Annotated in this window: 12 protein-coding genes, 1 tRNA gene and 1 pseudogene; 11 read left to right on the top strand and 3 right to left on the bottom strand. The window is 71.5% G+C overall.

Annotated elements, in window-relative coordinates; translation table 11 throughout:
• Positions 1–23 precede the first annotated feature (23 nt).
• The gene (locus ACRRSS_RS23615) at positions 24–1,160 is read left to right on the top strand and encodes a DUF6745 domain-containing protein (RefSeq protein WP_435973123.1); all 1,137 of its coding nucleotides are present in this window, start codon (positions 24–26) and stop codon (positions 1,158–1,160) included.
• Between the two features lie 145 nt (positions 1,161–1,305).
• Positions 1,306–2,079, top strand: coding sequence for an SIMPL domain-containing protein (locus ACRRSS_RS23610; RefSeq protein ID WP_435973122.1), 774 nt, complete (start codon positions 1,306–1,308; stop codon positions 2,077–2,079).
• A 295-nt stretch (positions 2,080–2,374) separates the two neighbouring features.
• Here ACRRSS_RS23610 and ACRRSS_RS23605 read toward each other — a convergent pair.
• Positions 2,375–2,980: pseudogene (locus ACRRSS_RS23605) on the bottom strand (TetR/AcrR family transcriptional regulator); the annotation flags it as partial.
• A gap of 63 nt (positions 2,981–3,043) precedes the next feature.
• A complete protein-coding gene (locus tag ACRRSS_RS23600) occupies positions 3,044–4,222 on the bottom strand; it encodes a Glu/Leu/Phe/Val dehydrogenase dimerization domain-containing protein (RefSeq protein ID WP_435973121.1) in 1,179 nt (392 codons plus the stop codon).
• Positions 4,223–4,375: 153 nt separating this feature from the next.
• Between ACRRSS_RS23600 and ACRRSS_RS23595 the strand changes: the two genes are divergently transcribed.
• From ACRRSS_RS23595 to ACRRSS_RS23570, 6 genes are all read left to right on the top strand, one after another.
• Positions 4,376–5,659 carry an MBL fold metallo-hydrolase gene (locus tag ACRRSS_RS23595; protein ID WP_435973120.1) on the top strand — a complete coding sequence of 428 codons (1,284 nt, stop codon included), beginning with the start codon at positions 4,376–4,378 and terminating at the stop codon, positions 5,657–5,659.
• A gap of 389 nt (positions 5,660–6,048) precedes the next feature.
• Positions 6,049–7,965 carry an ATP-binding protein gene (locus tag ACRRSS_RS23590; protein WP_435973119.1) on the top strand — a complete coding sequence of 639 codons (1,917 nt, stop codon included), beginning with the start codon at positions 6,049–6,051 and terminating at the stop codon, positions 7,963–7,965.
• Between the two features lie 7 nt (positions 7,966–7,972).
• Positions 7,973–8,407: a roadblock/LC7 domain-containing protein gene (locus ACRRSS_RS23585; RefSeq protein ID WP_351906169.1), complete on the top strand. Its 435-nt coding sequence runs from the start codon at positions 7,973–7,975 to the stop codon at positions 8,405–8,407.
• On the top strand, positions 8,407–8,778 hold the full coding sequence (locus ACRRSS_RS23580) for a DUF742 domain-containing protein (protein ID WP_435973118.1): 372 nt from the start codon (positions 8,407–8,409) through the stop codon (positions 8,776–8,778). The genes ACRRSS_RS23585 and ACRRSS_RS23580 overlap by 1 nt, the downstream gene beginning before the upstream one ends.
• A complete protein-coding gene (locus ACRRSS_RS23575) occupies positions 8,756–9,379 on the top strand; it encodes a GTP-binding protein (protein ID WP_435973117.1) in 624 nt (207 codons plus the stop codon). The genes ACRRSS_RS23580 and ACRRSS_RS23575 overlap by 23 nt, the downstream gene beginning before the upstream one ends.
• Positions 9,376–9,948: a GAF domain-containing protein gene (locus ACRRSS_RS23570; RefSeq protein ID WP_351906178.1), complete on the top strand. Its 573-nt coding sequence runs from the start codon at positions 9,376–9,378 to the stop codon at positions 9,946–9,948. Before ACRRSS_RS23575 ends, ACRRSS_RS23570 begins: the two co-directional genes overlap by 4 nt.
• 83 nt (positions 9,949–10,031) lie before the next feature.
• On the opposite strand, the gene ACRRSS_RS23565 is transcribed toward ACRRSS_RS23570, so the two are convergent.
• Complete coding sequence (locus tag ACRRSS_RS23565; RefSeq protein WP_435973116.1) at positions 10,032–11,240, bottom strand: acyl-CoA dehydrogenase family protein; 1,209 nt, start codon at positions 11,238–11,240, stop codon at positions 10,032–10,034.
• Between the two features lie 575 nt (positions 11,241–11,815).
• Here ACRRSS_RS23565 and ACRRSS_RS23560 point away from each other — a divergent pair.
• The 3 genes from ACRRSS_RS23560 to ACRRSS_RS23550 all read left to right on the top strand — a co-directional run bounded on the left by ACRRSS_RS23560 (position 11,816) and on the right by ACRRSS_RS23550 (position 18,671).
• A tRNA-Pro gene (locus tag ACRRSS_RS23560) sits at positions 11,816–11,889 on the top strand.
• 944 nt (positions 11,890–12,833) lie between these two features.
• On the top strand, positions 12,834–17,633 hold the full coding sequence (locus ACRRSS_RS23555; RefSeq protein ID WP_435973115.1) for a DUF6531 domain-containing protein: 4,800 nt from the start codon (positions 12,834–12,836) through the stop codon (positions 17,631–17,633).
• 30 nt (positions 17,634–17,663) lie between these two features.
• Positions 17,664–18,671, top strand: a complete 1,008-nt coding sequence (locus ACRRSS_RS23550) for a hypothetical protein (protein ID WP_435973114.1) — start codon at positions 17,664–17,666, stop codon at positions 18,669–18,671.
• Positions 18,672–19,028: the final 357 nt, after the last annotated feature.

Here is a 19,028-nt window from a genome sequence, read left to right as displayed (position 1 = left end):
GAGAGAGACCTGGGGGACACGACATGAACCACACCACCGCACAGGACAAGTGGCGGTCCGTCGCCGCGGCCACCGGGCCCGCCGACCGCGCCGCCGCGGAGGCCGGCGTCGGACTCGCCTACCGCACGGCGGGCCTCGCCGAGCCCGGCCGCGTGCTCTGGGCCGACTCGCCGCTCGCGGCTGTCACGCTCGTCAGGGGCCTGACGGAGCGGGGCCGTTCGGTACGGGACGAGGTGCGCACCCGGCCGTGGGCCGAGGAGCGCCGCCGCCTCCACGACCTGCTCGGCCCGGCGGGCTGGGCCGCCCACTGGCAGGCGACCGGCGCCCCGCTCTGGGATCTGACCCGTGGCCTCGCCGACCGGATACGGGCCGGGGTGACGGAGGCCGCCACGGGAGCGGCGGGCCCGGGCGACGCGGGTTATCCGGGCGGCTCCGGTGACGTGAGTGACCATCGTGGCGCGAGTGGCTCCCGTGGCTCCGGCGGCTCTGGTGCCTCGGGTGACGCCGACGGTTCCGCCGCTCCCGTGCGGGAGGCGACCGCCGTGCGGCTCGTGCTGCTCGACGCGGTGCTCGGCCAGCACGACGCCGCCTGGCTCGCGGCCTTCGACGGCCGCGGAGAGCGGCTCGCGGGGCTCGCCGCCGTCGCCGGACACGCGGGCTGGTGGTGGCCGTACGAGAACGTCGCCGTGGTCTGCGAGCGCCCCGTCGCCCTCCACCGGGACGAGGCCGGGCGGCTCGACCGGGGCGACGGCCCCGCACTGGCCTTCGCCGACGGATTCGCCCTCCACGCCTGGCGTGGCATGCCGGTGCCCGCCGCGTTCCTCGCCGGCCTCGCCGGTCTCACCCCCGAGCGGATACGGAAGGAGGAGAACGCCGAACTGCGCCGGGTGATGCTGGAGTACTACGGCTACGAGCGCTATCTCGCCGCCTCCGGCGCCCGGCACGAGCACCGCGACGAGACGGGTGTCCTCTGGCGGATCGCGCTGGCCGACGACGAGGACGTGGTGATGGTCGAGGTCGTCAACTCCACCCCCGAGCCGGACGGCAGCCACCGCACGTACTGGCTCCGGGTGCCGCCCACGACCCGGACCGCGCGGGAGGGCGTCGCCTGGACCTTCGGTCTCTCTTCCGACGCGTACCGGCCCCTCGTCCAGACCTGAGCGCCCCGCCCGGGCAGGGACGGGCCCGGCTGGTACGGAGAGGTGAAGGGAGCCGGTGGTCAGGAGTGGCGTACCGGAGGGGACGGCGCCGGGTGCTGGGATGTGCCCGCCGGAGCTCCGGCACCCACCATCGAAGGGACCGCCCGTGACGATCCGCCGGCCCAGCGCCGCAGCCCGTACCGCCCGTCTGCTCGCCGCCACCGCCGTGCTCGGCGGCCTCCTCGCCGGTACCTCGGCCCCCGCGCTGGCCGCCGCGCCCGAGCGGACGGCCCCGCGCACGGCCGGCCGGGCGGAGGAGCCCGCGACGGTCTCCGTCAGCGGCAGCGGCCGCGCCGCCGCCGCGCCCGACCTGGCGATCGTGGCCGTCGGGGTCGAGGCCTCGCGCCGGACCGCGAAGGAGGCGATGGCCGCGCAGAGCACCGCCGCGAAGTCGCTCCTCGACGTGCTGCGCGGGCAGGGCATCGCCGAACGGGACATCCGCACCGACAGCCTGTCGCTCTCCCCGGTCTACACCCAGAACACCGCGGGCGAGAGCAAGGTGACCGCGTACCAGGCCGGGCAGTCCTTCTCCGTGAAGGTCCGGGACCTCGACAGGACCGGGCAGGTCATCGGCGCCGTCAACGACACCACCGGGGACGCGGGCCGGGTCAACGGCGTCGTCTTCGACGTCGCCGACCCCTCGGCCCTGCGGGTGAAGGCGCGGGAGGCCGCCTACCGGGACGCGTACGACAAGGCGGCGCAGCACGCCCGGCTCAGCGGCCACCGGCTCGGCCGGCTCGTCTCGCTGAGCGAGGGCGAGTCCGTGCGCCCCGGTCCCGGTGCGGCGCCCGGGATCTCCGCGGACGAGGCGAGCGTTCCGCTGGCCCCGGGCGAGATCGAGGAGCAGGTCACCGTCTCGGCGGTGTTCGAGCTGCTCTGACCGGGCGGGCGTCCGGGGCGGCGGGCTCGGAGCGCGCGGTGGCCGGGCCGGGCCGGGCCGCGGGTCGCACGGCGTCGGCGCCGGCGGACGACCCGTCGGGCATGCCCACCTCCGCGTCCGGATCCCGGTCCGTCGCTTCCTGGTCCGTCGCTTCCCGGTCCGTCGCCTCTTGGTCCGTCGTCTTGCGGTCCGTCGTCTCCTGGCCCTCCGTCTCTCCGTCCCGAGCCGATCCGTCCCGAGCCGCCCTGTCCCGGGTCTCTCCGTCCCGGGCCTCCCCGTCCGGGGCCTCCGCGTCCGTCGCCTCCTCGGCCGGCAGGTCCAGCTCGCGGGCGAGGGCCGTGTCCGCCCAGCGGAGCATCGCGGTGCGGGAGAGGGAGCCGGCGTAGGCCGTCGTCTGGACCGCCAGGCCGTCGAGGAACGCGGTGAGCCGCCAGGCCGCCGCGGCCGGGTCCGGGCAGCGGAACTCCCCGGCGGCCGCGCCCTCCGCGATCACCCGGGTCAGCGCGGCCTTCCACTCCCGGTCGAGCGAGGCGGCGACCCGGCGCAGCCCGGGGTCCCGCAGGGAGGCCGCCCAGCCCTCGATCCACAGCCGCCAGCCCTTGGCCTGACCGGTCGGGGCGTACCAGCGCACGGCGGCCCGCAGGCGGCGCACCGCCGTGGAGCGGCGCCCGAGGAGCCGCCTCAGATGGGCGAGATCGGCCTCGGCGGCGTGCGCGAAGGCGGCCGCGACCAGTTGTTCCTTGGACGAGAAGTGGTAGAGCACCAGCGCGTTGCTCACTCCGAGCGCGGCGGCGACGTCCGAGATCCGGACGGCGGCGACGCCGCGCGCCTCGATCTGCTCGACGGCGGCCCGGAGGAGTTCCTCCCGCCGCTCGGTCACGCTCAACCGCACTCTCGCCACGCCCGGCAGCCTACACAGCACATGACGCGGGCATGATCGTCAACGGTCCGGCGGGTGGCCGGCTCAGTACCAGCCGTAGCGTTCGGCGATCACCGGCAGCCGCTCCGCCACCAGCGCGTGCGCCGCGGCGCGCGGGCTGGTGCCGTCCGCCGCCGCCCGGTCGAGCATCCCGCCGACGAGCGTCCGCATCGCCCCGCGCACCCGGTCGAAGGCCTGGTCGGTGTCGGCCTCGATGTCGCCGAAGAGCGTCCACCACCACCAGGCGTTGGTGCACGAGTTCACCACCACGTCCGGCAGCACGGTGACCCCGCGGGCACGGAGCGCCTCCTCGGCCTCCGGCAGGACCGGCATGTTGGCGGCCTCAGCGATCCAGCGGGCCGTGATCCGCCCCTGGTTCCCGGCGTCGATCGCGTACGAGACGGCCGCCGGGACCAGGACCTCCGCCTCGGCGGCGAGCCAGGCGTCCCCGGGCTCCTCCCGGTCCCCGGGGCGCAGGGCGGAGCGGTCGACGGTCCCGTGGGCGTCGCGGGCGGCGAGCAGCGCCTCGACGTCGAGGCCGTCGGGGTGGGTGATCGTGCCCCGGACGTCGGCGACGGCCACCACCCGCAGTCCGGCCCGTGCCAGGAACCGGGCGGTCGCCCCGCCCATGGTGCCGAGCCCCTGCACCGACACCCGGGTCCCGGCGTGTTCCCGGCCGGCCCGGTCGAGGGCGACGAGCACGGACTCGGCGACCCCGAGGCCGCCGACCAGCTCGTCGAGGCCGATGCCGTCGACCTCGATCGCGAAGGCGTCGGCGAGCCGCTTCCGGGCCGCCGCCTCGTCGTCCAGGAGCGGGTAGACGGCCTGCACCGACGAGACGAGGCCCACCTCGGCCACGGCGCGGTCCACCAGGTCCTGGGTGAGCCCCAGGTCCTCCCCGGTGGTCCAGAACCGCTCGACGTACGGCCGCATCGCGCGCAGGTAGCGCACCAGGACGCCGTGCGCCTCGGGGGAGCGGGGGTCGCAGTCGATGCCGCCCTTGGCACCGCCCAGCGGCACGTACCGGGCCGTCGGGTCGTAGTGCAGGGCCTCCTTCATGGTCATGCCGCGGGCGAGCCCGGCGACCTCCTCCGCCGTGCACCCCTCCCGCATCCGCAGACCGCCGCTGGCCACGCCCCGTACCAGCCGGTCGACGACCAGATGGCCCCGGCGGCCGGTCACATGGTCGGTCCAGCCGACGGAAAGCAGGGGGGCGGGGGTCATCGTGCGTCTCCTGGGAGGGGCGGGGCGGCCGGGCCGTCGTACCGGTCGGCCGGGGTGGCCATACTGAACAGTGGTTCAGTATGGCGGACCTTCCCGACCGTTCGCGGCGCGGGCCGCCCATAATGGAACGACCCCCAGAGATCAGGAGGTCCTGTGACCGGTACCGGCTCCGACCGTTCGCCGCGGGCCCGGCTGCGCGCGCTGCGCCCCGAGTCCTTCGGGGCGGATCCCACGGGTGAGCGCCTCGCCCGTATCCACCGCTCGCCGAACTTCGCGGACGGGATCTTCCAGAACCCCGAACAGGCCCGACGCGGCCCCTCCGGCTCCAGCGTCGAGTTCGCCAAGATCTACTTCGACAAGGAGGGGCGCTCGCGCCGAGCCCCCACCGGCACGATCCCCGTCCACCCCACCACCGTCGCCGACCTGGCCCGCCCGCCGGTCACCGGTCTCCGTCTGACATGGATGGGTCACTCCGGCGTCCTCGCGGAGATCGACGGCCACCGGGTCCTCTTCGACCCCGTCTGGGGCGAGCGCTGCTCCCCCTTCCCCTTCGCGGGGCCCAAGCGCCTCCATCCGGTGCCCGCGCCGCTCGCCGCGCTCGGCCCGGTCGACGTCGTCGTGATCTCGCACGACCACTACGACCACCTCGACCTGCCGACGATCAAGGCGCTCGCCACCACCGGCACCCTCTTCGCGGTGCCGCTGGGCGTCGGCGCGCACCTGGAGCGCTGGGGGGTGCCCGCCTCCCGCCTGCGCGAGCTGGACTGGAACGAGTCCACCGAGATCGGCGAGCTGAGCCTGACGGCCACCCCCGCCCGGCACTTCTGCGGCCGCGGCCTGCGCAACCGGCAGATGACGCTCTGGGCGTCCTGGGTGGTCACCGGACCCGCCCACCGGATCTTCCACAGCGGGGACACCGGCTACTTCACCGGCTTCAAGGACATCGGCGCCGCCCACGGCCCCTTCGACGCCACCATGATCCAGATCGGCGCCTACTCGGAGTTCTGGACCGACATCCACATGACCCCCGCGGAGGGCATGCGCGCCCACCTGGACCTCCAGGGCGGCGCTCCGGCCGGTGTGATGCTGCCGATCCACTGGGGCACCTTCAACCTCGCGCCGCACCCGTGGGCCGAGCCGGGGGAGGGGACCGTCGAGGCCGCCACCGGTGTCGCCCAGCGGATCGCCCTGCCCGTCCCCGGCGAGCCCTTCGAACCGGGCGCCGAGCGGATCCCCGAGAGCCCGTGGTGGCGCCGGGTCGCCCGCGCCCCCGTCGGCGGCTGGGCGGGCGCGTCTCTCACCGAGGGTGACCGGTCGTTCACGTCCGCGTCCGGCATGGATGCGGACGCGAAGACGGAAGCGATCGCCGGAGGGACGTCCGGCGAGCCCGGCCCGGACGCCGGCCGGGGTGCGCCGGAGGCCGCGCGGACTCCCTAGCCGCGATGCGGACCGCCTGGTCCGCAGCCGCCCGCCGGGGATTCCGGTCGGGACGATTTCCGCAGAGGGCGGAGGTGTGAGAACGCCTCCGCCCTCTTCCGTTCCCGTTCCCCAACAGCCCTTCCGCGCCATGTCGTCGACTTTCGGCCGATGGATATCGGCCTGTCGCGCCGGCGGTGATACCAGAGGGGCCCGCTCAACGGGTAAGTTTGCCAACTGCGCACCGCACATGAATGGTTGACGACTACAGTGTGTGGTTGGTGATCATCGATAGGCTCGGTCCCTCCTTGTCGTCCACCTCCTGAACCACCCCCTGAATCCCCCGAAGTCCACCTCCTCCGCTCCCCGCAGTACGCCGATTCCTGGGCACGTACGTACCAAGGACACTCATGTCTCAACTTCGCGCACCCGCCTCGCGGTCCGATCGACGCGAGGGCGGGCGGCACGGCCGGTCAGGCGCCCGCTCAGCCCCCGGCGCCGGCGGCAACCCCCCGGCGCAGCCCCCCGCGCCGCACACGACGGAAGCCCGCATACGCCCCCAACTCCTGCGCAGCTCCGTGCTCCCCGCCGTCGCGGTGGCACTGGGCGGGGCCGCGGCCGTGCTCTTCACCATCCGCTCCACCGGCGCCACCCCGACGCCCGGACTCTGGGCCGCGCTCACCGGCGCCGCCGCCCTCACGGTCGCCTCCGTGACGGCCGCCGCGCTCGGCGCGGACCGGGCCGCCAAGGCGGTCCTCGACCGGTGCAACGCGCTGCGTCGCTCCAGCGCCCGCAGTCAGAGCGAACTCCGTACGATCCTCGAACAGTTGCGCAAGGGGGAGGGCATCGCACCCCGCCCCGCCCCGCCGACGACCGCCGCCTCCGGGGACGAGTTCGACCTGCTCTCCCAGGAGCTGACGCGCTCTCACGAGGGCGCCGTGGCAGCCGTCGTGCAGGCGTCCCGGCTCTCCAGCAGCGTCGGCAACGAACAGAAGGTCGAGGTCTTCGTCAACCTCGCCCGGCGCCTGCAGTCCCTGGTCCACCGCGAGATCCAGCTCCTCGACGAACTGGAGAACGAGGTCGAGGACCCGGAGCTGCTCAAGGGCCTGTTCCACGTCGACCACCTGGCCACCCGCATCCGCCGCCACGCCGAGAACCTCGCCGTCCTCGGCGGCGCGATCTCCCGCCGCCAGTGGTCGAACCCGGTCACCATGACCGAGGTGCTGCGCTCCTCCATCGCCGAGGTCGAGCAGTACCCGCGCGTCAAGCTCGTACCGCCGATCGACGGCACGCTCCGGGGCCACGCCGTCGCCGACGTCATCCACCTCCTCGCCGAACTCGTCGAGAACGCCACGCTGTTCTCCGCGCCGCACACCACCGTGCTGCTCCGCGCGCAGTACGTGACGGCCGGACTCGCGATCGAGGTCGAGGACCGCGGCCTCGGCATGCCGGTCACCGAGCAGAACAAGATGAACGCCCTGCTCGCCGACCCCGACCAGGTCAATGTCGCGCACCTGCTCCAGGACGGCCGCATCGGACTCTTCGTCGTCTCGGCGCTGGCCCGCCGGCACGGCATCGCCGTACGCCTCCAGTCCAACATCTACGGCGGAGTCCAGGCCGTCCTCGTGCTGCCGCAGGGTCTCCTCGGCGCCGACCCCGAGGGGCTGGCCCACCACGAGCGCCAGGCCGCCGCGACCGCCGGTTCCACCGCGGTCCCGCCGAACCAGGTGCAACTGCAGCCCCAGCCGACGCAGCAGCCGCAGGGACACGCGCCGGCGCAGCCCGCGCCCGTCGTCCCGATGCCCGCCCCGGTCCAGGCCCCCATGCCGATGCCGATGACGGCACCGGCGCCGGTCCACCCCCAGGCGCCCGCGCCGATGGCCATGAACACGACGGCCGACACCGGACCCGTTCCGTACGCGGTGGCCTCCCCCGAGCGGACCGCCGTCCGCCACGAGGAGCCCCCGGCCCTCCACCCGCTCGCCCACCCCCGTACCGGCGAGCCGTCGAACGGGTACGCGGACTCCGGTCGCACCCCCGCCGCACCGGCCCGGTCGGCCGGCGCGGAACACACCGGCCCGCCGGCCTCCCTCATGTCGCCGCTCCCCCCGGCGCCCGAGGCCAACGGCCGGCCGCTGCTCCCCAAGCGGCGCGCCCAGGAGCACATCGTCCCGCAGCTGCGCGACGAGCCCGCGGTCCGCAAGCCCGAGGAGCACGCCCTGCACGACCCCGGCTTGATGGCCGCGTTCCAGCGCGGCATCGGTCTCGCCGAGTCCCAGTCCGCCCCCCATGAATCGCCGCGTCCCGGCGACGCGCACAAGGAGTAGATGCACCATGGCGAGCAATGTGCCGACCGGCCATTCCTCGGACCTCGACTGGCTGCTGAGCGGACTGGTCCAGCGGGTCCCCTACACCCGCAACGCGGTCCTGCTCTCCTCCGACGGCCTCGTGAAATCCGTCCACGGCCTCGACCCCGACGCGGCCGACCACATGGCGGCCCTCGCCTCCGGGCTCTACTCGCTCGGGCGCAGCGCCGGCGCCCGGTTCGGCGACGGCGGCGAGGTCCGTCAGGTGGTCGTGGAGCTCGACTCCACCCTCCTCTTCGTCTCCACCGCGGGCTCCGGCACCTGCCTGGCGGTCCTCGCCGGGCGCGAGGCGGACGCCGCGGTCCTCGGGTACGAGATGGCGATGCTCGTCAAGAGCGTCAGGCCGTACCTGGTCACCCCCGCCCGGCAGGCCGCCGGCGTGGTGGGTGGCATCGGGCAGTGATGACGTCACCCCAGGAAGGGCCCTGGCTCGACGACGCGGCCGGCCGGCTGATCCGCCCGTACACCGTCAGCGGTGGCCGGACCAGGCCGACGACCGCGCTGGACCTGCTGTCGATGGTGATGGCGACCGGATCGTCCCCCCAGACACACATGGGTCCCGAGCACAGCCTGGCCCTGGGGCTGTGCGACGGCCCCACCTCGGTGGCCGAGATCGCGGCGCACCTACGGCTCCCGGCCGTGGTCACCAAGGTCCTGCTCTCCGACCTCGTGGACTGCGGGGCGCTCACCGCCCGCGCGCCCCGCTTCCATGCCAACCCAACCGACCGTTCCTTGCTGGAGGCAGTGCTCGATGGCCTACGACAACGGCTCTGAGCGCCACGACGGCTTCGCGACCGACCCGTTCCCCACCGCTCTCAAGATCCTGGTGGCGGGCGGTTTCGGCGTGGGCAAGACGACCCTCGTGGGCGCGGTCAGCGAGATCGAACCACTCAGCACCGAAGAGCTGCTGACCTCGGTCAGCGCGGCCACCGACAGCCTGGAGGGCGTGGAGTCCAAGACCACGACCACGGTCGCCATGGACTTCGGCCGCATCACGCTCGACGACCGCCATGTGCTCTACCTCTTCGGCACCCCGGGCCAGGAACGCTTCTGGTTCATGTGGGACGAGCTCTCCGAAGGGGCGCTCGGGGCGGTCGTCCTCGCCGACACCCGCAGGCTCCAGGAGTGCTTCTCCGCCGTCGACTTCTTCGAACGGCGGGGCATCCGCTTCGTCGTGGCGGTCAACGAGTTCGACGGCGCCTTCCGCTACGAACCGGACGAGATCCGGTCCGCGCTCGACCTCAAGCCGGACGTTCCGGTCGTCCTCTGCGACGCCCGCATCTCCAGCTCGGGCATCCGCACCCTGCTGACCCTCGTCCAGCATCTGCTCACCACCATCCCGGACACCGTGCCGAGCTACGGAGCCACGCCATGACCTACGACCCGACCGGTCACCTCCTGCTGACCCCCATCGACAAGGAAGCGCCCGTCCGCGCGCAGCGCCTGCGCGAGCTGGGCCTCGGGGAGCGGCCGGAGCCGGCGTTCGACGAGTTCGCCCACCGCCTGGCGGACGTGACCGGGGCCCCGTTCTCGATGGTGAACTTCATCGACGAGAACCGGCAGTTCTTCGCGGGCCTGCACACCCCCGAGGGCACCCACTCGGGCAGCGACCTCGGTGCTGCCGCCGCGGGCTCCGGCGGCGTCGGCCGTTTCATGGCCCGCGACCACGGCTACTGCCCGCACGTGGTCGTACGGCGCAAGGCCCTCGTCCTGGAGGACGTCTGCGACTACCCGCGCTTCGCGGGGAACCCGGTCGTGGACGAGATCGGCATCCGCTCCTACATGGGAGCGCCGCTGATCGACCGCACCGGTGTGGCCCTCGGCACCATCTGCGTGGTCGACACCGACGTCCGGCCGTGGGGGCGCGCCGGTCTGGAGACGATCAAGGCGATGGCGGCCGAGCTGGTGGAGCAGATCCACCGGCGCGAGGACGGGATGTTCTGACGGACGCCGTCCGTCCGATCGGACACGTGGGGAGCCCCGGTACGGCCGTCGCCGTGCCGGGGCTCCTTCCGTACCGGGGTGCGTCAGGCGTGCGCCGGCTCCGGTTCCGGCGTGCGGACCAGCTCGGAGAGGCGCTCCGACCAGCTGCCCTTGTCCTGGCCGAGGGCGACCTCGGCCAGTCGTAGGAGCTGGATGTCGGAGGTGCCGGCCGGCGCGAAGATGTGGTGCGCGTCACGGAGGTACCGCTCGATGGCCCGGTCCGTGAAGAGGCCGGCGGCGGCGTGGATCTCCATGGCGTTGCGCCCGGAGTCGATCGCCGACTCGACGTTGACGAGCTTGGCGTTCATCAGCTCGGTGTCACAGGAGAGTCCCTGGTCGAGCAGGTGGACGGCGTGGTACGCGGCGAGCCGGGCGGTCATGAGCCGGGACTGCATCTGGCCCAGCTTGAGCTTGACCGTGGGGAGGTCGTGGAGCGGCTTGCCGTACCGGATGCGCTCGGAGGCGAACCGGGTGGTCTCCTCCAGGATCGCCTGGTGGATGCCGAGCGAGACGGCGGTGAGATTGGCCCGCCCGTAGAGCACGCTGGAGGAGTACGCGACGGAGAGGCCGTCGCCCTCGTCGCCGAGCCGGTTGGAGGCCGGGACCCGGCAGTTCTCGAAGATCAGCTCGCCGAAACTGAAGCCGTGGAGCCCCATGGCGGGCTGCTGCGGACCGGTCCTGAACCCCGGACGATCGGATTCGACCAGGAAGGCGGTGAGTCCCTTCGAGCCGGGCCCGGTCCTGACCACGACACCGTGCAGATCGCCGACGTGGCTGTTGCCGACGTAGACCTTGCTGCCGTTGAGGATGTAGTCGTCGCCGTCCCGGACCGCGCTGGCGCTCATGCCCAGCACATGGCCGCCGGACTCGGGCTCGGTGACCGCGATGGTCGGCAGGCACTCACCGGCGGCGATCGCCGGGAGCCAGGTCTTGCGCTGCTCGTCGCTGCCGAAGTGGACGATCTTGGCCGTGCCCAGCTGGGAGGCCTGGACCATGGCACCCATGGCGCCGCTGACCCGGGACAGCTCTTCGATGATGATGGTCTTGGCCAGGTGGCCGGCGCCCATGCCGCCGTACTCCTGGTGGATGGTCGCCCCCAGCCAGCCCTGCTCGGCGATCAGCCGGGACAGCTCGTGGTGGACCGTGCGGTTCGCCTCCATCTCGGCTATCCGCGGCCGGACCTCACGCTCCGCGAACTCCCGGACCGTCTCCCTGAGCTGATGATGCAGTCGACTGCTGAAGTAGCCGTCCATCCGGAGTTCCTCCCCTGCGAAACGCCTGATCGGTTGTCCGGTCAGGTGGTGCATCGGCAGTGGTCCCGTCCCGAACAGGCCGACCACCTCATGGTGTTGATCTTTCGGAGATGGATCAATATCGCCACGAGATTTGTCCGAAACCCGAGCGGTTGACGATTGATTCCGACTGTGTTTCTGGTGGTCTCGGCATGATCGCCCTCGTCCGCCGGACATTCCTCGGGGGCGGCTTTCTGCCACATGCCAGCGGCAACGGGGGCCCTGGCATATGGCCACGAGGTCGGCCCGTTCGGCACATGAGCACCTTCGTTCTCAGAGGGGCGGAATTCTGGCCCCCTTCCGACCGCCCTCCTGCCCGGACGACCCGCCCCCAACGACCCTCCGGACCCGTGTTCGAACCCCCGGAGGTGGCGCGCCAGTGCGCACGCCGGCGCCCGGCGCGTCACGGAGAGTGAACGCCCGACTCCGTGCGCCCCTGTCTCCGGGTGCCGGGAAAGGGTTCGTGACCACCAGCGAAAGTGCGGTATTGTTCTCATGCGCGTCCAGCCGGGGGAAACCCCAGGTCAGACGGGCAACGGGACGTGGCGCAGCTTGGTAGCGCACTTGACTGGGGGTCAAGGGGTCGCAGGTTCAAATCCTGTCGTCCCGACTTTTCGAAGTCGCAGATCAGGGGCCGTTTCAGGGGAATCTGAAACGGCCCCTTGATCGTTTTTGGGGACTACACGGGGACCAGCGCACTTGACCGGGGGAAGCGCACCTCGACTTGGTCACGGTGTGCTGCTGGCTTCCCGGGTGGCTCAGGTGCGTCACGCCGAAGCGGAGGGATGCAGCGCCGCTCAGTGGCCAGGGTCTCGCGCTTGCCGGGGGCACGGCTCCAACGCGCTGCTGTTCGTCGGTCCGACCCGCCCTCGGGTGCCGGAGCCGTGTGCCGTTCGGCGACGACGACCAGGGTCCAGGGCAGGACGAGAGGCAGGCCGCCGACCTGGGGGGAATGCGAGGGCGGTCCCGGCTCCAGGCCGTCGCTCTCACCGAGCCTCAGGGTCGGTGAGAGCGCCTTGGGGGCATTGGCGGTGCCTCGGTGCTGTGGGGCAGCACCGTCCCGGCGCAGGTCGGTTTCGCCTCTGCCCCGCGCCCGTTTCCCGCTGCCGAACGCGCTCGTGAACACACATGTATCGCACAGCGCCTGAAGCGTTGGTCCTGACTGGAAGTCAGGGCCATGACTGGGTAGTTGGAGTCTTTGCTCCGGCCTCGCAGGCCCGAGCCGATCGCCGTTCCTTGCGCCACATGATTCGCAAGAACACTCTCGGCTTTCCGCCTCGGACGGATTGGTGCATCTAGAGGCCGACGGACGAGTCGCTCTTCGAGCTCTGCGGGGCCCTGTCCTCCGCCCCCGAAACTCAGTCGCATTTGCGACGAAGTCAACTGTTCGCTGCGTATGTCTCCTTGGACACAGGCGCTTGACCTGCGGCGTTCACCAGACCGTCGACACTTTCGTCAAGGATCCAGACAGGTTGCTGCAGCGCATTACGCCTCGTCAAGACACCGTGGTAGGACTGTGTGGCTGACTGATCATCGTATGGGGGATTTTCGATCATGGCTGTCACGGTGCCGGACTGGGCGGATACGCTGCTGGATCTGGTGGGGGTGAACTGGCCCAACGTGGACGAGGACGCCTACCGGGAGATGGCGGACGCGCTGCGGGAGTTCGCGGATGACCTCGCCGACGACGGTCAGCTCGCCAACAACCACATGGAGCGCCTGCTGTCGTCGGGTCACGGCGAGGCCATGGACGCGCTGAACGAGCACTGGGGCAAGGTCAAGGGCAAACACCTGAAGGACATGGTGTCCGCGGCCCGGACGATCGCGGGCGCACTCGACATGGCGGCCGGTGCGATCGAGGGCATGAAGTGGAAGGCGGTCGCCGAGCTCGGGATCCTCGCCGGGCAGACCGGGCTCGCCATGGCGCTGATCCCGGTGACCGGTGGCCTCTCCGCCCTGCTCGGTGCCGGAGCGATCGCCTTCACGAAGAAGCAGTTGCTGAAGCTCATCACCGGTGCCATGGAGGAGGCGGTCGGACACATCGTCGGGGTGATGACCGAACCGGCCGTCTCCGCGCTGGAGAACATGGCGGCGGACCTCGTGGTCCAGATCGGCATGGACGCCCTGGGCGTCCAGAGCGGTGTGAACCTCGACCAGACCAAGCAGGCCGGCAAGGACGGCTTCGACGAGGGGGTGCAGGGCGCGAAGGACGGCCTGAACCTCGCCTCGGCCGGAGGCAGCGGCGCTCGGCCCGGGGGCAAGGGCTTCCACATCGAGCACGACGAGCACGACAACGCCGGCACGAAGCTCAACGGCGTCAGCGTCGGCATCCACGGCAAGACCGCCGGCAAACTCACCAAGGCGAAGACCGCGCAGGGCCGCAACAAGGGCCGCGACGACATCGCCGACGCCCTCGACCCGGTCATCGAGAAGGCGATGGGCGCCCTGGTGAAGTCCGCCAAGGCCATGGGCGACCATGTCGGCAGGACGCTGCCGAAGGCCGTGAAGCAGATATCCGTCGACCACAAGAACAACGACGACGCCATCCGCGACCGCCTCGCGCGGCAGCGCAAGGGCGACCATGACGACACCAACGGCGGCAACGGCAACGGCGGGTCTCAGCAGCGCAGAGCCCCCGGCCCCCACGCCCACACAAGGCCCAATTCCGTCAGCGATGCCAAGGGCGATCCCCGCGCCAACAGCGTGTCCCTGGAGAAGACCGTCTGCAAAAACGATCCGGTCGACGTCGCCACGGGCAAGATGTTGCTCCCGCAGACGGACCTCGTCCTGCCTGGAGTGCTCCCGCTCACGCTGCGCCGAACCCATGTATCGACCTACCGCTACGGTCAGTGGTTCGGACCCAGTTGGGCGTCTACCCTCGACGAACGTATCGAGGTCGACGTGTTCGGCGGCGGAGCCATCTGGGCTCGTGAGGACGGCTCTCTGCTCATCTATCCGCGCCTGCCTCGCCCCGGCGGCGAGCAGGTCTTCCCTCTGGAGGGCGACCGGCTTCCCCTGGTCCATGGCGGCGTCGACGGTGACGCGACCACGTACGAGGTGCGCGACCCTCACGGGGGCCCGGTCCGGAGCTTCACCGGCAACCCCTACCGGGCCTCGACCGCCTACTGGTTGTCCGCGGTCGAGGACCGAAATGGCAACCGCGTCGACTTCGCGCGCCGCGGCGACGGTGCCCCGACCGCCGTGACCCACTCGGGCGGATACGTCGTTCAGATCACCGCGACCGAGACCCGGGTGACAGACCTGGCTGTCCGTGGCCCTGGAGGCCCGACCACGGTCGTCGGCTACGGCTACGACCAGGCTGGTCACCTCACCGCTCTGACCGGCCCGGATGGTACCGACGGCCCCGTCATGTCCTTCACGTACGACGGCGATGGCCGCGTCACCTCGTGGACCGACCGCAACGCCTTCACCTTCCGCTACGTGTATGACACCGAGGGCCGGGTCGCCGGCACGGTCGGCCCCGAAGGCACCCTCTCATCGACGTTCAACTACGACGTCCACCCTGAGACCGGACACCGTGTAACCCACTACACCGACTCCACCGGCGCCACCACCGTTCTCCACCTCAACGACCGCTTGCAGGTCGTCGCCGAGACCAACCCGCTCGGCCACACCACATACCTGACCTGGGACGCGTACGACCGCCCGCTCACCCGCACCGACGCCCTCGGCCACACCACGGAACTCACCTGGAGTGAGGAAGGCAACCTGGTCGGGGTACGGCTGCCCGACGGCACCACGGCCACGGCTCGCTACGACGGGCGGAACATGCCCGTGGAGATCACGGGGGTAGACGGGACCGTGTGGCGGCAGACCTTCGACGGCCTGGGCAACTGCACCGGCGTCCAGGCTCCCGACGGGACGGTGAAGCGTTTCACCCACGACCGCACCGGTGCCATCGCGACCATGACCGATGCCCTCGGCGGCACAGTCCGCTTCACCTCCGACGCCGCCGGCCTCACCCTGGAGGTCAGCGACGACGAGCACGGCGTGACGCGCGTGCAGCGGGACCACCGGGGACGCCCCCTCCGCATCGTCGACCCGGTTGGCCAGGCGCAGGAGTTCGTGTGGGACAACGACGACCGCCTGCTCGCCCGAACCGCGACGGACGGAGCCCGTGAGAGCTGGGCCTGGGACGACGAAGGCAACTGCACGGCGTACACAGACGCCGTCGGCGCCATCTGGGGCACTGCGTACGGCCCCTTCGACAAGCCCCTGGTCCGACTCGACCCGGACGGCGCCCGGCACCAACTGCGCTACGACACCGAACTGCGCCTCGTCGAAGTCACCAACCCGCTCGGGCAGAGCTGGAACTACACCTACGACGCCGCCGGCAACATGGCCGCCGAGACCGACTTCGAGGGACGCACCAGCCACTACCACTACGACGCGGCCAACCGGATCACGCGACGCGTCAACCCCGCCGGACAGACCGTCACCTACACCTGGGACGCCATGGGCCGGCTGACCTCAGACGACGCAGACGGCGCCCTCACCAGCTACGTGTACGACACCGCCGGTGCGCTCGTCGAAGCCCGCACCGCGACCTCCACGCTGAGTATCGTGCGCGACGGCATGGGCCGACCGCTCATCGAGCGCATCGACGGGCGGACTCTCCGGTACGCGTACGACCCGGCCGGACGCCGCATCGCGCGCACCACACCCACCGGCGCCGTCACCAGCCTCGCCTACGACCCCGCAGGCCGGTGCTCCTCGGTGGCCGTGGACGGGCACGCCCTCACCTTCGGACACGACATCCTCGGTCGCGAGGTCTCCCGCGTCTGGGGCGATCCATCCACCCCGGTATGCCTGTCAACCACCTGGGACGCCGCCGGCAGGCCGACGGCCCAGAGCCTCGCCGCCGGAACCGGCCCCATACCCCTTGTCACACGCGACTACTCCTACCGTGCCGACGGCTTCCCCGTCGCCATCGGCGAACAGACCGCAGGCGCGGACCGACGCGTCAAGCAGATCACCCTCGACCCGATGGGCCGGCCCCTCACCGTCGCCGACGACGGCTGGACGGAGCAGTACGCCTACGACCGAGCAGGCAATCAGGACGCAGCGCAGTGGCCCACCCGAGCCGGGCGTGGCGAGGCCCGCGGCCCGAGAACCTACGCCGGCACCCGCCTCCTCACTGCCGGAGCCGTCCACTACACACACGACGCAGCGGGCCGGGTCGTCGAACGCCGCCGTACCCGCCCCTCACGCAAGCCCGACCTCTGGCGCTACACCTACGACGCACGGGACCGTCTCACCTCCTGCACCACACCCGACGGCACCCTGTGGACCTACACCTACGACCCCCTCGGCCGCCGCACCGCCAAGCACCGAATGGCAGACGACGGGCGAACCACGGTGGAGACCATCCGCTACACCTGGGACGGAACCGTCCTCGCCGAACAGGTCGACGAGGCCACCGCCACCGTTCTGACCTGGGAATACGATGGACACCGCCCGCTCGTCCAGTACGAACGCAGACTCCTCGACGACGCCGAGACCGACGCGCGTTTCTTCGCCATCGTCACCGACCTCGCCGGCACCCCCACCGAACTCGTCTCCACCACCGGCGAGACGGCCTGGCGCAGCCGAGCGACCACCTGGGGGACCACAGGGTGGAACCGCGACGCCACCGCCTACACCCCGCTCCGCTTCCCCGGACAGTACGCCGACCCTGAAACTGGCCTCCACTACAACTTCCACCGCCACTACGACCCCGACACCGCCCGCTACACCACACTCGACCCCCTCGGTCTCGCTCCCGCGCCCAACCCGGCCACCTACGTCGCCAATCCCTGGGCGTCCACCGACCCACTGGGGCTCGCCCCCAAGCGCTGCAGCTTCGACGCCTACGACTGGGGCGACTCGACGAGCGGGTTCGGCGGCAGCGTCCGCTACGGGCGCCTCGACCACCTGGGCCGCCCCACAGGTGTCTACGCCTCCATACGGCCCGAGATGCTCAACAAGGGAACCGAGGCCGGCACCCTGCGGACCCCCGGCTGGCGCGGCAACGGCAACGACTTCAACGAGGCCCGTGGCCACCTCTACGCCAACCGCCTCGGCGGTCACGGAACGGGAAAGTTCGCCCATCAGAATTTGGTGACCGAGACGCAGACCCCCACCAACACGCCCGAACAGCGGCTGTCGGTAGAGGCGGTGATCTATGACCAGGTCAAGAACAATGACGAGGTCGTCCAGTACAACGTGGTCCCCAAGTACGCGGGAAGCAACCCGATCCCGCACGAAATCCACTTCACGGCGTACGGCAGCAAGGGTTTCACCTTCACCTACATTCTTGAGAACCCCGCCGCGTACGTCAGAACCGGCGTCTAGCGCTCACGACGAATCGTTCCGGAGAAACGCATGCCCCGCACCACACCCTCGCGTCCAGCCGATGTCGAGGAGCTCTTTCCCGGCCTCGCCGAGTTCCGGCGGACAGCGACGCGACTTCACCCGCGCCCGGGTGACCCGAAGGCACAGGACAGCTCTGTCGCAGGCCCCATGCTGTGGCCGGCCGACGAGCCCTGGCCGATGTGCACCGCCGTCCACCCCAAGGGAACCGGGCACCTGCTGGCCGACGTCCGACTCGCACGCCGTATCCACGCCGCTTCGGAAGGGCGGAAGAAGACCGAAGAGGAGACCGCTCTCCTCGCCACCCTCCGGGACGGGCTGCACGACCCCGGCATCGGCGACGCGGACCCCATCCCCATGCTGGCCGCCGCGCAGCTGTGGGCACGTGACATCCCCGACCTCACCGGGCCCCAGGGGCACGACCTCCTCCAGGTCTTCTGGTGCCCGTTCGAGGTACACGGCCCCGACGCGAGCGTCGATGTCGTCTTGAAGTGGCGCCGCAGCCGGGACATCGGTGCGGTACTCAGCGAACAGCCGGAGCCGCTTGTCGTCGGCGCACCCGAGTGCGTTCCCCAGCCCTGCGAGCTCCACCCCGAGCAAATCGTCGAACACGAATACCTCGGCCTGCTCCCCGAGGATCTGCAGGAAGCCATCGCGACGTGGGAGGAGGAGCTCCTCGAAGAGGACGAGCAGGAAGCGGAAGCGGACTTCCCCACCGAGTACTCCAGCGACCTGTCCCTCGCCCCGGGCTGGAAGGTCGGCGGCTTCGCCACCTGGCACCTCACCGACCCGCGCCCGGTCGACTGCACCGTGTGCGGCACCTCCATGCCGCCGCTCCTCACCGCCCACTATGTCGAGTGGGACCCCGCCTCGGAGAGCTGGGCTCCCCTGGAAGACCGCCGTCCCGATCTGTACCGGCACGTCATCACCCCCACGGGCGTGTATCTGGGGCGCGGTTACCTGCGTGTCCACACCTGCCCCACAGACGCGTTCCACCCCCATCAACTGAGCTTCCAGTAGCAGTGGGAGAGGCCTCCGACTCAACGACGTCCTCAGCCCGGTCGACGCCGGCTCCGCGCTGCTCGACCGGTTCGGGCGCGAGCGGCTTCGGGCCGCGTCCGATATCCACGCGCAGGCCGGGCGCATCAGAAGCTGCCTGGAGGCCCTCGCCGTGCCGGCGCCCGGCCAGTAGCCGGCAGCCGGGAGGCGATCTCGCCGGCTCTGGCGCCGAATGTCGGGCCGTCGTGGCGGGGGACTACGTGGCGGGCAGGGCGCTCGGTAGCGGCGGGGTGCTGTCAACGGACCGCTCGCCCGGCCTCGCTGGTGGGCGACCCGGTGGCCAGGAAGCCGATGAGGCCGCAGCGGGCCCAAGGCTGG

The sequence above is a fragment of the Streptomyces sp. Qhu_M48 genome (genome assembly GCF_051305195.1).
GTDB lineage: Bacteria > Actinomycetota > Actinomycetes > Streptomycetales > Streptomycetaceae > Streptomyces.
This window is presented reverse-complemented; position numbering and strand designations above follow the sequence as displayed.

Excerpts from the sequence above, each read along its gene's own strand:
- ACRRSS_RS23615 (WP_435973123.1), top strand. The coding sequence starts at position 24 with ATGAACCACACCACCGCACAGGACAAGTGGCGGTCCGTCGCCGCGGCC.
- ACRRSS_RS23600 (WP_435973121.1), bottom strand. The coding sequence starts at position 4,222 with ATGACCCCCGCCCCCCTGCTTTCCGTCGGCTGGACCGACCATGTGACC.
- ACRRSS_RS23590 (WP_435973119.1), top strand. The coding sequence starts at position 6,049 with ATGTCTCAACTTCGCGCACCCGCCTCGCGGTCCGATCGACGCGAGGGC.
- ACRRSS_RS23585 (WP_351906169.1), top strand. The coding sequence starts at position 7,973 with ATGGCGAGCAATGTGCCGACCGGCCATTCCTCGGACCTCGACTGGCTG.
- ACRRSS_RS23580 (WP_435973118.1), top strand. The coding sequence starts at position 8,407 with ATGACGTCACCCCAGGAAGGGCCCTGGCTCGACGACGCGGCCGGCCGG.
- ACRRSS_RS23575 (WP_435973117.1), top strand. The coding sequence starts at position 8,756 with ATGGCCTACGACAACGGCTCTGAGCGCCACGACGGCTTCGCGACCGAC.
- ACRRSS_RS23570 (WP_351906178.1), top strand. The coding sequence starts at position 9,376 with ATGACCTACGACCCGACCGGTCACCTCCTGCTGACCCCCATCGACAAG.
- ACRRSS_RS23565 (WP_435973116.1), bottom strand. The coding sequence starts at position 11,240 with ATGGACGGCTACTTCAGCAGTCGACTGCATCATCAGCTCAGGGAGACG.
- ACRRSS_RS23555 (WP_435973115.1), top strand. The coding sequence starts at position 12,834 with ATGGCTGTCACGGTGCCGGACTGGGCGGATACGCTGCTGGATCTGGTG.
- ACRRSS_RS23550 (WP_435973114.1), top strand. The coding sequence starts at position 17,664 with ATGCCCCGCACCACACCCTCGCGTCCAGCCGATGTCGAGGAGCTCTTT.